The organism is Dorea sp. D27 (assembly GCF_001185345.1).
Lineage (GTDB): Bacteria > Bacillota > Clostridia > Lachnospirales > Lachnospiraceae > Extibacter.
This window is the reverse complement of record NZ_KQ236743.1, coordinates 1,045,614-1,058,797: the sequence shown is the minus strand read 5'-3', so window position 1 is coordinate 1,058,797 and position 13,184 is coordinate 1,045,614. Positions and strand designations below refer to the sequence as shown.

The window sequence follows — 13,184 nt, the reverse complement described above, 5'->3', positions numbered from 1 at the left end:
GTTTTCTATTGAGATAAATGAGGAGGAGTACATATGAAGGGAACTGGAAGCAAGAATGCCTGGGCGCTTTTTCTGCTCATTCTTACGGGAATCGTGCTCGGTGGATTTATCGGAATGCTGGCGGACAAAGTACCGGCTCTTTCCTGGCTCGGGTACGGCCAGTCTTTCGGACTGGATGAGCCGGTCGTCCTGAATCTGGGACTGCTGGTAATTACGTTCGGGCTGACGATAAAGATTACGATTGCAAGCATCATAGGCGTAATAATATCAATCATCATTTACCGCTTCTTGTAAGTCTCTCTATGAAGTGTCGTACGAATCTGCTGATAAAATGAATCAGGCAAATACCATTCGAGAAATTCCAGAGATGGAACGCCCATACGAAAAGTGTGAGCAAAGGGGGGCTGGCAGTTTAAGCGATGTGGAACTGCTGGCTGTATTGTTACGTACAGGCACAAGAGGTGAAAATGCATTGACGCTGGCACAAAAGATTCTTTATCATACCGGCGAGCCGGGGATACTGAGCATCCACCAGTTCAGCATCGAGCGGCTGAAGCAGATCAAAGGGATAGGGAAGGTGAAAGCAATTCAGATATCGTGCATCTCGGAGCTGGCAAAAAGGCTGGCGAAAGCGTGCGCGGGAGAGTCGCTGTGCTTCACCCGTCCGGAGTCCATAGCCGGTTATTATATGGAAGACTTAAGGCATGAGAAGCAGGAACAGATGAAGCTTCTGATGTTAAATTCAAAATCAAAGCTCATCGGTGAGACAGACATATCCAAAGGGACGGTCAACGCGTCACTGATTACGCCGAGAGAGCTGTTCATAGAAGCGCTGCAGAAGAATGCGGTCGCAATTGTTGTTCTGCACAACCACCCGAGCGGTGACCCCTCGCCCAGCAGGGAAGACAGGCTGCTGACACAGAGAATCCGGGAGGCAGGAGCCTTAATAGGAATTGATCTGTTAGATCACGTCATCATTGGCAATAATTGTTATATGAGTTTCCGGGAGGAGGGCATACTATAAGAAAGGGCAGTGTCAAATGGCTAGGAATATATACGGATTAGACCTTGGGTCTTATGAGATCAAGGTCTACGATAAAAAGAAAGATGAGATATGGAAAGAGAAAAACGTGATAGCGATTGCTAATAAAAAGGAAATCTTTGCGGTCGGAGATGATGCGTATGAGATGTATGAGAAAGCGCCGGATAATATCGAAGTCATATTTCCGATGCAGGAAGGTGTCATATCCCATTTCAACAATATGCAGTTCCTGCTCCAGAACCTGTTGAAGAAGGAACGGCAGTTTGCCAGGGGCTCTGAATATGTCATCGCGGTACCAACCGATGTGACGGAGGTGGAGAAGAAAGCTTTCTTCGACCTCGTCATACACTCCACCGCCAAAGCGAGGGAGGTCAATATCGTGGAGCGGTCCATAGCCGACGCAGTAGGTCTCAATCTGGACGTGAAGAACACGAGGGGACTGTTCATCGCCAATTTCGGCGGAGAGACGACAGAACTGTCGGTTCTGGCCGGCGGCGGCATGGTACTGAACCGGCTTGTAAAAGTGGGCGGAGCCACTTTCGACCAGTCTGTCGCCAATCTTGTCCGGCACAGCCATGACTTTCTTATCGGCAGGCTGACGGCAGAGATGCTCAGGAAAAGGTTCGGTGTCTTTACAGAAGACACGTCTTCTACCCTGAGGGTAGCAGGAAGAGATATGATCATGGGTGTGCCGATACAGAAGGATATCTCTGTCAGCCTCGTGCGCGCGGCTTTGAAGGAACCACTTCAGGAATGCATTCGGGCAGTCTATTCACTGCTGGACCGTACGCCTCCTGAAGTGAGGAGGGCGATATATAAGAACGGCATCTTCCTGACTGGAGGAATAGCCAATACGCCCGGTCTTGAGAATTATATCGAAAAAGCGGTGGGAATACCGGTCAGGACTGCAGTAGAACCAGACATCTGCGCGGTGACCGGATTAAAGAAAATTATTATGTCAAAAGATTTGAGAAAACTTGCATATTCAATGTTAGATGAAAATTATAGGTGGATGAGATAATATGAAAATCAAAAATCAATCTTCACTTTCAAGTAAATACTGGCTGCTCATCGCAGCCGTTGTCTGCGTGATACTTATGGGCATCGGCAGCCTTCCCGGCGTGAAGGGGCCGCTGCGTATCGTTGCGAACTATACCGTGATACCTATGCAGAAAGGAATCAGCTATGTAGGGATGTGGATGAGCGATTTTTCCAAGAATTTTGAGACGTTGAAAGATATGAAGAAAGAGAACAGCGAGCTCCAGTCAAAAGTGGATGAGCTGACAATCGACAATACGCGGCTCAGGCAGGACCAGTACGAGCTGGAACGTCTCAGAGAGCTGTACAAGCTGGATGAGAACTATTCGGATTATAACAAAATAGGTGCTCATGTTATCGCCAACAACGGGACGAACTGGTTCAGTGATTTTACGATAGACAAAGGAAGCAGGGACGGCATCAAAAAGAACTGCAATGTGCTGGCCGGCAGCGGCCTGGTCGGGATTGTCACGGAGGTAGGGCCGAACTATGCCCAGGTGCGGTCTATCATTGACGATGCCAGCAATGTGAGCGGCATGGTGCTGTCTACCTCGGATACGTGTATCGTGCGGGGAGACCTGAAGCTTATGTCGGACGGACGGATCCGATTTGAAAAGCTCGCGAACAATGACAATAAGATTGAAGTCGGAGAGCAGATTGTAACGTCCCATATCGGAGACCGTTTTTTGCAGGGACTGTTCATCGGATATATCAGCGAGATAAAGGTGGATTCCAACAACCTGACCCGTTCCGGATATATTACGCCGGCAGTCGATTTCAGCAAGCTGCAGGAAGTTCTCGTCATTACGACGACAAAGCAGGATATGGTCAATAAGGATGACAACACGCAAGGTGGAGGTGAGTAATTTTGAAACGCAAGGTGATTACCTTTCTCATAATTCTCGTCTGCTTCCTACTGGGGAGCACCGTGTTCCACGCGCTTTCCTTTGCCGGGATCAAGCCGAACCTGCTCATCATCGTCACGGCTTCCTTCGGCTTCATGCGCGGCAAGAAGACAGGTATGGCGGTAGGGATAGTCTCCGGCCTGCTTATGGATATCTTCTGGGGCGGCACGCTTGGCTTCTACACGCTGCTTTTTGCTGTCATCGGTTATATAAACGGATGTTTCCGCCGCCTGTTCTACGATGAGGATATCAAGCTTCCGATTGCGCTCATCGCTGCGAGCGAACTGCTGTATGGACTTGTCTTATACATTTGCTTTTATATGCTGCACGGAGATTTTTCATTCGGCAGCTATCTTATAAAACTGATTATGCCGGAGCTGGTGTACACCATCCTGGCCACCCTTGTACTATATCAGATCATATTACACATTAACCGAAGGTTAGAAGCAGAAGAACAAAGGAGTGCAAGTAAATTTGTATAGCTTATGGGACCGGATAAAATCCGGGATATATGAAGTAGTAAAATCAAGAGTATTTGTAGCGGTCATCGTGTTCTGCGTTCTGTCGGCAATCCTTCTGCAGAGGGTATTTTATCTGCAGATCGTGAAAGGGCAGAGCTATGCAGATGAGTACAAGCTCCAGATTCAGAAGACGAAAGAGATTCAGGGCACCCGCGGAAAGATATATGACCGCAGCGGCAATCTGCTCGCCTATAATGAACTTGCCTATTCTGTCACGATAGAAGATAACTGGGAAGATTCTTCTGAAAAGAACAAGGAGCTTAATAAGGTTATCCAAACGGTGATAGATATTGTAGAGTCCAACGGTGACACGGTAATCAATAATTTTGGAATCATATTGAACGGCGACGGCAATTACATGTATGTGGCAGAAAATGACACGCAGCGCCTCCGTTTTATTGCTGACGTATACGGCAAGAAGACGATAGATGAGCTCAGTGATAAGCAGAAGAGCAGTACGGCACAGGAGATTATCGATTATCTCTGTACAGATAAGCTGTACGGCTATGGCATCGACGAAAAGAAGATGGACAAAGAAGATGTGCTGAAGCTTGTCAATATAAGATATGCAATCTCCCTCAACAGCTTCCAGAAATTCATCGCGACTACGATTGCAGAGGACGTAAGCGACGAGACGGTGGCTGTTATCATGGAGAATCTGGATACCCTGCAGGGGGTCGATATAGAGGAGGAGTCTCTGCGCCGCTATACGGACAGCAAGTGCTTTGCTTCGGTCATCGGTTATACCGGGCAGATATCCCAGGAAGATTATGACGCTCTCAGCAAGAAAGAGCAGGAAGCATATTCCAAGCAGGATACGGTGGGCAAAGCCGGCCTTGAGAAGACGCTGGACAAGCAGCTGCAGGGGAAGAAGGGGCAGGTGAAGCTCTACGTCAACAGTGTCGGGAAGGTGATAGAGACGATCAAAGGAAAGAATCCGGAAGCGGGGAATGATGTCTACCTTACGCTCGACGCCAATCTTCAGAAAGCAGCTTACAATATCATAGAGCAGGAACTTGCGGGTATCCTGCTGTCCAAGATACAGAACACGCTGGATTTTGACAGGACGAAAGTAGAGGACGGCAGCGATGTTATCATTCCGATCGGCGACGTATATAACACGTTCCTATCCAATGATATACTGGATATGAGCCATTTTGAGGAGGAAGACGCAGGAACTACAGAGAAAGAAGTTGCGGCGGCCTTTGGCGCGAGGAAGGAAGAAGTCCTGAATAATCTTGTAGACGTACTGACGGATCCGGATGAAAAAGCATATAAGGAGATGTCCAAGGAGATGCAGGCTTATATGACGTATATCGTGTCGGAAATTCTGACGAACACGACGGGTGTCATCAAGTCAGGCGCCATAGATACGAACGATTCGACATATAAGGCATGGAAAGATGAGGAGTCCATCAATATATACACGTACTTAAACTATGCAATATCCAAGAACTGGGTCGATACGTCCAAGCTGAAAGAGTTTGTCGAGGACGGCAGATACTCTGACGCAGGGGAGCTGTATCAGGGCATGGTGAAATATATTATCGACTATCTGGACTCTAACAGCGGATTTGACAAACTTATATATAAATATATGATAAAATCAGGAGCAGTGACCGGCAGGCAGATATGCCTCATGCTCTACGAACAGGAAGTGCTGGAATACGATGAGGCACAGTATAACGGTCTGAACACCGGCAGCATAGGAGCTTACGATTTCCTGAGAGGTAAGATAAAGGACCTTACAATAACGCCGGGACAGCTGGCGCTGGAACCTTGTACAGGCTCGATCGTGATGACAGATACGAACAGCGGCCAGGTGCTTGCATGTGTATCGTATCCGGGATATGACAATAACCGTCTGGCCAATGCGATGGATTCTGAATATTACAATAAACTTCTGACCGACCAGTCAAGGCCGTTCTACAACAATGCGACACAGGAAAAGACAGCACCCGGTTCTACGTACAAGCCTCTCGTTGCAGTGGCAGGGCTTACAGAGGGTGTCATCAATACGGATTCCTATATAACGTGCCACGGCGTATATGAGAAGATAAAGCCAAGCCCGAAGTGCTGGATATATCCGCAGGCCCACGGCACGCTGAATGTCGAAGGGGGAATCGAAAACTCCTGCAACAGCTACTTTTATGAGGTAGGGTACCGTCTCGGGCTGAAAGACGGCGGGCTGGATAGGGTTGCCTCGGACAACAACGAGGGCAGCGCGTCAAATTCGTATTATTCCAGCGACCTGGGACTTGACAAGCTGAAAAAGTACGCCCAGGCCTTTGGCCTGAATGAGACTTCGGGCCTCGAGATTGATGAATCCAGCCCCCAGATATCGGATGAGGACTCCGTTCGTTCCGCTATCGGACAGGGCAGAAACAACTATACGACGAGCCAGCTGGCCAAATATATAACTGCAGTAGCTAACAAGGGAACCGTCTATGACCTGACACTGCTTGACAAGGTAGCGTCTGTAGACGGGAAGACGATAAAAGAATATGAACCTAAGGTCAAGAACCAGCTTTCAGACGTGTCCGCCTCTACCTGGAATGCAGTTCACAACGGTATGCGGGCAGTGATTGTCAACCATAGTGCAACTTTCTCAGATTTGAATACAAGCAGTTTAAAACTGTCAGGAAAGACAGGAACAGCACAGCAGAGCACAACTCATCCCGATCATGGATTATTCGTAGGCTTTGCGCCAAGCGACAGCCCGGAGGTGGCGTTTGCAATCAGGATTGCAAACGGATACAGTTCTACTTACGCCTCTGAAGTGGGCAGAGATGTCATGAAATACTACTATGAGATAGCTCCGGAAGATGAGATCATCACCGGTGAAGCAGCAACAATCGGTAGCAGCGCAACAGGAGGGGATTAGCAGAAAGGATGAGTGAATGTGAAAGACCCGGTTCTCATTAAGAGTAATAAATACGGCATCACTATCCACCTGGACGGAGAGATGCCTTACAGAGATTTATTACCGGAAGTCAAGACCAGATTCGAATCCGCCGCGCATTTTTTTAACAATGCAAAGATGGCAGTGGAATTTGAAGGACGGACATTTACGGAGGAGGAAGAGCGCCTGCTCGTTGAGACAATCGAGGAGGCCGCGGGAATACACATACTCTGCATTATAGAGAAGAACACATATACAGAGCAGATGCACAAAAGAATGCTGGATGAGAGCCTTTCGGAAATCCATGAAAGAGACGGCCAGTTCTATAGAGGTACACTGAGAGGAAGACAGATTTTAGAATCTGAGACGAGCATCGTCATCATCGGAGATGTAGAAGAAGGTGCCAAGGTGGCCGCCAAAGGTAATGTGGTGGTCATCGGCACGATATACGGCACAGTGATTGCAGGTGCCGCAGGTGATGGCAGTGCGGTCATCGCAGCACTCCATATGAGCCCCAAAAGGCTTCGCATTGGAGATATTGAAGTAAAACCGAATGTAGGAGGAAGTTTATCATGGGCGAAGTTATCGTAATTACATCAGGAAAAGGCGGAGTCGGCAAGACGACGACAACGGCTAATATAGGAGCTGGCTTATCCCAGTTCGACAAAAAGGTCATAGTGATTGATACGGACCTGGGGCTCAGGAACCTGGATGTCGTCATGGGACTGGAAAACCAGATCGTGTATAATCTGGTGGACGTGATTGAGGGCACATGCAGGCTGAAGCAGGCGCTTATCAGGGACAAGAGGTATGAGAACCTGTGGCTGCTCCCATCAGCGCAGACGAAGGACAAGTCGGCCATATCGCCGGGCCAGATGAAGAAGCTGACTTCTGAGCTGAAAGAAGAATTTGATTACATACTTCTGGACTGTCCGGCAGGAATCGAACAAGGGTTCCAAAATGCCATCACAGGTGCAGACCGCGCAATTGTTGTTACGACGCCGGAAGTATCTGCCATCAGAGATGCCGACAGGATAATCGGACTGTTGGAGAACAACGGCCTGACGCAGGTAGAGCTCATCATCAACCGTATCCGTATGGATATGGTCAAACGAGGAGATATGATGTCCGTGGATGATGTCACGGAGATATTGTCTGTTCCTCTTATTGGCGCTCTTCCGGATGACGAACATGTCGTCATCGGAACGAACCAGGGCGAACCGGTTATCGGCATCGATTCTAAAGCTGGCAAGGCATATCTCAATATATGCAAGAGGATCATGGGAATAGAAGTACCTTTTATGGATTTGAATACTGAAACAGGATTCTTCACTAAACTTTCACAGTTATTCAAGAAAGATTAGGAGGGAACCAGATGTTAAGAAAATCTTCTGTGTCGATAGCCAAAAACCGTCTGAAAGTGCTTGTCACATCAGACCGTGTACAGTGTGCGCCGGCGGCATACGATAATATCTGCCGGGAATTATACAAAGCGTTGTCCAAATATATGGAACTTACAGAAGATGAATTTGATGTAGAGATAACGAGAACTCACATATTGATTAAAATAGCAGGAGAAGAGACGTGAAATTACCTCGATTTACAAAACCTTACCGGTTAAAAGATTACAAGTTCACATTAGTCATATCCGTACTGGCTCTGTCGATACTCGGCGTGCTCGTAGTCGGCAGCGCCAATGAATCATACCAGAACAAGCAGATAGTCGGCCTAGTGCTGGGGCTGGGCGTGATGGCGGTCGTATCCCTCATTGATTATGTATGGGTACTGAATATGTACTGGCTCATCTATGGATTTTCCATATTGAGCCTTTTGCTCGTGCTGTTTATCGGGGATGAGGTCAATGGGGCAACCCGTTGGATAGACCTGGGCTTTACGACGTTTCAGCCGTCGGAACTTGCCAAGATTCTGTTAATCCTGTTTTTTGCCAAGTTCCTCATGAAGCATGAAGAGGACATCAATTACAGGTGGACTATCATAAAATATGCGGCGCTGGCTGGCGTCCCGCTGGCACTGATTATCGTGGAGCCAAACCTTTCCACTACAATATGTACGGCGCTCGTTCTCTGCCTGCTCATATATATCGGTGGGCTGAGCTACAAGTTCATCGGAACCGTTCTGCTGATACTGATACCGACAGCAATCATATTCCTGAGCATTGTCGTCCAGCCGGATCAGAAGATACTGAAGGATTACCAGCAGGAACGTATCCTCGCCTTTCTGGAACCGGAGAAGTATGCCAGTGACGGGGCCTACCAGCAGAACAACTCTGAGATGGCTATCGGCTCCGGACAGCTGACAGGGAAAGGGCTCAATAACAACACGACGACATCCGTAAAAAACGGGAACTTTATTCTGGAGCCGCAGACAGACTTTATCTTCGCCATCGTGGGGGAAGAATTAGGTTTTATAGGTTCTTGTGTTGTTATTGCACTCATATTAATAATTGTGATACAATGTATTCTGATAGGGGTCCGATCGCAGGATATGGCGGGGAAAATCATATGCTGCGGTATCGGGGGGCTCATCGGGTTCCAGAGCTTCATTAATATCGGGGTCGCCACGAAGGTACTTCCGAATACTGGGGTTCCGCTGCCGTTTGTAAGTTACGGACTGACATCGCTGGTCAGTTTATATATCGGTATTGGATTTGTTTTAAATGTAGGTCTACAGCCGAAAAAATATCAATAAGGAGTGAATACTATGAATATAGGCCTGATTGCACATGATTCCAAGAAAACGCTGATGCAGAACTTCTGTATTGCATACCGTGGAATTTTAAGCAAGCATAATCTGTTTGCCACCGGAACGACCGGACGTCTCATCGAAGAGGTGACAAATCTGAATATCCACAAATATCTTGCAGGACCGCTGGGAGGGATGCAGCAGCTTGGAGCTCAGATTGGGCAGAACGACATTGATGCACTTATCTTCCTGAGGGATCCGCTGAGCGCTAAGCCGCATGAGCCCAATGTCAACGACGTCGTGCGTCTCTGCGATATGCATAACATACCGATGGCTACGAATCTGGCCACGGCGGAAGTGATAATATTAGCAATTGACAGAGGGGATTTGGATTGGCGTGAAATGTACCGGTAAGACTATCATCCTGTGTGCCGCTGCCGCCGGCGTGCTGCTTACAGGATGCGCGCTGTCCGTATCCGGCAGTGCAGCCGTCGGATACGAGGCGGAACATTATAATAAGAGTATATATGAGGCAGAGCTGTTTGCAGAGAATCTGTGCGTTGCAACAGAGGATGTCCCTCTTGATAATGCGCCGGAAGCCGGTAATTATACTGCGGCCGCACTGTTCGATTTAGACAGGAATGAGACGGACTTTGCCTATCATGTGCATGAGAGGCTGTATCCTGCCAGCACGACGAAGATTATGACAGCACTGGTCGCGATTAAGAACGCAGATTTATCTGACGTTGTCACGGTCGGCGCGGATGCGGATGAAAGCAGCTTTGCGCCGGATGAGCAGACGTGCGGTCTGAAAGCAGGTGACAAGCTGACACTGGAGGACTTGCTGTATGGCCTTCTTCTTTATTCAGGCAACGATAACGCGGTGGCAATCGCAGACTATGTAGGGGGCAGCATGGAAGGATTTGCAGAGATGATGAACGAAGAAGCCGCCAGGCTTATGGCGACGGAAAGTCATTTTCTGAATTCCAACGGACTACATAATGAAAATCATTATACGACGGCATATGATCTGTATCTGATTTTCAACGAATGCATCAAGCAAGATGAGTTTTTGGATATCATAGAGACAAAGGCATATACTGCTGATATTACAGGCAGTGACGGAGTCAAGCGCCAGATTACATGGGAGCCGACGAGCTTCTACGCGCTGGGAGAGGCGGCGCTTCCGCAGAATGCAGCTGTCATCGGCGGTAAGACCGGAACGACGAAAGAGGCGGGCAACTGCCTGATTCTGCTGTCTGAAGACCGACAGAATAAGCCGTACATATCCGTAGTCATGGGTGCGGACACAAAATCGATATTATATGAAGATATGACTGGGATTATTGAAGCGATTCCGGAAGAGGAATAATAATAGAGGGGCATCTCATTTCAGGGATACCCCTCTTACTTATGAACGGCTGCCTGGTGTATTGGAAATTCTGCCGTAAAGGCTGATGAGGTATAAGCCGCATAAACCTACGATTGTATAGATGATTCGTGACAGCCAGGAGAGATTACCAAAGAGAAAAGCTACGAGGTCGAATCGGAAGATTCCGACCAGAAGCCAGTTAATTGCACCTATGATAACAAGTGTAAGAGCGGTATTGTCAAACCATTTCATGTGATTTCCTCCTTTTTTCGATGCTAAACATAGTATGTCTGCACCAATTCAAAAATATACATAAGAAAGGAAAATTTGTCAGATGGATCAAAACCCGTATTATTATCCATATTCACAATTTTTAAAAAATAAATATGGAGAGAAAGTATACAAGCTCCCGATAAATCTTCCTGTCACATGTCCAAACCGGATTACAGGCAATGGCTGTATCTTCTGCGCTGCGTCCGGTACAGGGTTCGAAGCGATGGAGGCGGAGGTTCCTGTGGCTGTTCAGATAGACAGGACGAAAGCGTATATTTCAAAGAAATATCATGCGGACCTGTTTATCGCATATTTCCAGAACTATTCGAACACCTTCCTGCCGCCGGAAGAATTCCGGTCGTTTATAACCGAGGCGGCAGAGATAGATGATATCGTTGAAATTGCCGTGTCAACGAGACCGGACTGCATCACGGAAGAATATCTGGACATATTGCAGGAGATCGGCAGAGAGCATCACGTCGGGATAACGGTGGAACTGGGACTTCAGACGGCCAATTACCATACGCTTGAGAAGATGAACCGGGGGCATACGCTTGCGGCATTTATAGACGCGGTCCTGATGATCCGCCCTTATGGATTTGATATATGCACGCATGTAATCCTCAACCTTCCGGGAGACGGCAGGGATGACTGCATGGAAACAGCGAGAATACTATCTGCACTGAAGATTGACACGGTGAAAATCCATTCTTTGTATGTGGCGAAAAACACACCATTGTGTGAAGCTTATGAAAATGGTACAATAACGTTGTGCTCAAAAGAAGAATATATAGAACGTCTCATACTTTTCCTCGAGCTTTTAAGTCCTGACATGGCGGTAGAGCGGCTGTTCAGCCGTATACCAGAAAAAGACGCCGTGTTCTGCAACTGGGGCGAGAGCTGGTGGAAATTGAAGGATGAAGTGACGGGGGAGATGGAACGGCGCGGAACTTTCCAGGGAAGGACATTCAGCTATCTTCATGGCGCCGCCTTACATACGCTAAGAGACATACGATAACACAGGGGGTTATATTGTGGCAGGAAACGATTTGACCAACATACAGGTTTACCGGAAAAAATGGAATATAAACATAGGGGTCATCATATTTGGCGTCATATTTATCTATCTTGTAGTGACCGTGCTTCTCTACCTGACAGACAAGAAAGTATCTGCTTACGAAGTGCGGGAAGGTTCCATATTAAAAGATACGGCTTATACCGGATTTATCATCAGGCAGGAAGAAGTCGTCAATGCAGATGCGGACGGCTATATCAATTATTTTGCTCCGGAGGGAACAAAAGTTGGCGCCAAGACACAGATATATACGCTTTCCTCTGATACGCTTGATTTTAACGAGCCGGACAGCGGGGAGGCCGCCAGCCTCACTGCGGAAGAGCAGGCGGCACTGCTTGTAAAGACGCAGTCTTTCAGCGAGAATTTTAATGAAAGCCAGTACGGTGATGTCTACACACTTAAGAATAATATCTCTGCGGTGCTGGAGAGCAAATCGAGCCAGAGCAGGCAGTCACAGCTGGAAAGCATGATCAGCGAGGGGAAGGAAGAGTTCCAGGTATATCCTGCGTCTGACGATGGCATTGTCATCTACTCCACGGATGGCTATGAGGGGCTGGATTTAAAAGACGTGACGAAGGATATGGTGGAAAAGAAGGATTATGAACGCAAGAGCATAAAGAACAATACGAAGATAAAGGCAGGAGAGCCGGTATATAAGCTGATTACCGATGATGCGTGGACACTAGCCATCGTACTCGATGATGATACGGCCCAGGAACTGGCAGAGACGAAACAGGTGAAAGTCCGTTTCACAAAAGACAACGAGATGGCTGTTGCCGGTTTCGCCATATATAATACGAAGGATTATAATATCGGATTCCTTACATTTACAAGTTCTATGATAAGGTATGCGGAGGAACGCTATCTTGATATCGAGCTGATACTGGAAGACGAATCCGGTTTGAAAATACCGAAATCGTCGGTAGTCAGGAAAAAATTCTATACCGTACCGGAGGATTATCTGACGCAGGGTGGAAACAGCAAGGAAACAGGCGTGCTCATCGACACAGGGAAGGATAACGCTGAATTCCAGAAGGCAGATGTCTACTACCGGGATAATGACACGGGGATGGTGTATCTGAACCCGGACGCTTTTGAAGAAAATACCGTACTGATCAAAGCAGATTCAAATGACACGTACAGGCTTAAGGATACAAAAAGCCTGAAAGGCGTCTATAATATTAATAAAGGATATGCGATCTTCAAGCAGATAAAGATATTGTGCGAGAGTGATGAATACTATATCGTAGAGTCGGGAAACAACTTTGGACTTGCCAATTATGACCATATCGCCCTGGACGGCAAGGCGGTGAGAGAGAACAATGTCGTATTTTAAAACAGAGGAGTGATGAT

Annotated in this window: 15 protein-coding genes; 14 read left to right on the top strand and 1 reads right to left on the bottom strand. The window is 47.5% G+C overall.

Annotation, left to right across the window (positions count from 1 at the left end; all coding sequences use genetic code 11):
- Positions 1-33 precede the first annotated feature (33 nt).
- From HMPREF0980_RS05030 to HMPREF0980_RS04975, 12 genes are read left to right on the top strand one after another with little or no spacing between them, the layout of a single operon-like run.
- Positions 34-294 (top strand): DUF4321 domain-containing protein, encoded by a 261-nt coding sequence (locus tag HMPREF0980_RS05030; protein WP_049728004.1) that lies wholly within the window; start codon positions 34-36, stop codon positions 292-294.
- 37 nt (positions 295-331) lie between these two features.
- Positions 332-1,024, top strand: a complete 693-nt coding sequence (radC, locus tag HMPREF0980_RS05025) for a RadC family protein (RefSeq protein WP_049728003.1) — start codon at positions 332-334, stop codon at positions 1,022-1,024.
- 16 nt (positions 1,025-1,040) lie between these two features.
- Positions 1,041-2,063 (top strand): rod shape-determining protein, encoded by a 1,023-nt coding sequence (locus tag HMPREF0980_RS05020; protein ID WP_049728002.1) that lies wholly within the window; start codon positions 1,041-1,043, stop codon positions 2,061-2,063.
- Position 2,064: 1 nt separating this feature from the next.
- Entirely contained in the window at positions 2,065-2,946 is an 882-nt protein-coding gene (gene mreC / locus HMPREF0980_RS05015; RefSeq protein WP_049728001.1) for a rod shape-determining protein MreC, read from the top strand.
- 2 nt (positions 2,947-2,948) lie between these two features.
- A complete protein-coding gene (gene mreD / locus HMPREF0980_RS05010; protein ID WP_049728000.1) occupies positions 2,949-3,467 on the top strand; it encodes a rod shape-determining protein MreD in 519 nt (172 codons plus the stop codon).
- On the top strand, positions 3,460-6,390 hold the full coding sequence (locus HMPREF0980_RS05005; protein ID WP_242847334.1) for a penicillin-binding transpeptidase domain-containing protein: 2,931 nt from the start codon (positions 3,460-3,462) through the stop codon (positions 6,388-6,390). Before mreD ends, HMPREF0980_RS05005 begins: the two co-directional genes overlap by 8 nt.
- Positions 6,391-6,408: 18 nt before the next feature.
- Positions 6,409-6,999 (top strand): septum site-determining protein MinC, encoded by a 591-nt coding sequence (locus HMPREF0980_RS05000; protein ID WP_049728339.1) that lies wholly within the window; start codon positions 6,409-6,411, stop codon positions 6,997-6,999.
- Entirely contained in the window at positions 6,981-7,772 is a 792-nt protein-coding gene (minD, locus tag HMPREF0980_RS04995) for a septum site-determining protein MinD (protein WP_049727998.1), read from the top strand. Before HMPREF0980_RS05000 ends, minD begins: the two co-directional genes overlap by 19 nt.
- 11 nt (positions 7,773-7,783) lie before the next feature.
- Positions 7,784-7,996, top strand: a complete 213-nt coding sequence (locus HMPREF0980_RS04990) for a cell division topological specificity factor MinE (protein ID WP_049727997.1) — start codon at positions 7,784-7,786, stop codon at positions 7,994-7,996.
- Positions 7,993-9,117: an FtsW/RodA/SpoVE family cell cycle protein gene (locus HMPREF0980_RS04985; protein WP_049727996.1), complete on the top strand. Its 1,125-nt coding sequence runs from the start codon at positions 7,993-7,995 to the stop codon at positions 9,115-9,117. The genes HMPREF0980_RS04990 and HMPREF0980_RS04985 overlap by 4 nt, the downstream gene beginning before the upstream one ends.
- A 12-nt stretch (positions 9,118-9,129) precedes the next feature.
- A complete protein-coding gene (gene mgsA, locus HMPREF0980_RS04980; RefSeq protein ID WP_049727995.1) occupies positions 9,130-9,525 on the top strand; it encodes a methylglyoxal synthase in 396 nt (131 codons plus the stop codon).
- Positions 9,509-10,483: a D-alanyl-D-alanine carboxypeptidase family protein gene (locus HMPREF0980_RS04975; protein ID WP_049727994.1), complete on the top strand. Its 975-nt coding sequence runs from the start codon at positions 9,509-9,511 to the stop codon at positions 10,481-10,483. The genes mgsA and HMPREF0980_RS04975 overlap by 17 nt, the downstream gene beginning before the upstream one ends.
- A 39-nt stretch (positions 10,484-10,522) precedes the next feature.
- On the opposite strand, the gene HMPREF0980_RS04970 is transcribed toward HMPREF0980_RS04975, so the two are convergent.
- Positions 10,523-10,735, bottom strand: a complete 213-nt coding sequence (locus tag HMPREF0980_RS04970; RefSeq protein ID WP_006441362.1) for a DUF378 domain-containing protein — start codon at positions 10,733-10,735, stop codon at positions 10,523-10,525.
- 82 nt (positions 10,736-10,817) lie between these two features.
- Here HMPREF0980_RS04970 and HMPREF0980_RS04965 point away from each other — a divergent pair, with 82 nt between their 5' ends.
- The gene (locus HMPREF0980_RS04965; protein ID WP_049727993.1) at positions 10,818-11,774 is read left to right on the top strand and encodes a tRNA modification radical SAM protein MnmL/YtqA; all 957 of its coding nucleotides are present in this window, start codon (positions 10,818-10,820) and stop codon (positions 11,772-11,774) included.
- A gap of 16 nt (positions 11,775-11,790) precedes the next feature.
- Positions 11,791-13,167 (top strand): biotin/lipoyl attachment domain-containing protein, encoded by a 1,377-nt coding sequence (locus tag HMPREF0980_RS04960; protein WP_049727992.1) that lies wholly within the window; start codon positions 11,791-11,793, stop codon positions 13,165-13,167.
- The last annotated feature ends 17 nt before the right edge of the window (positions 13,168-13,184 follow it).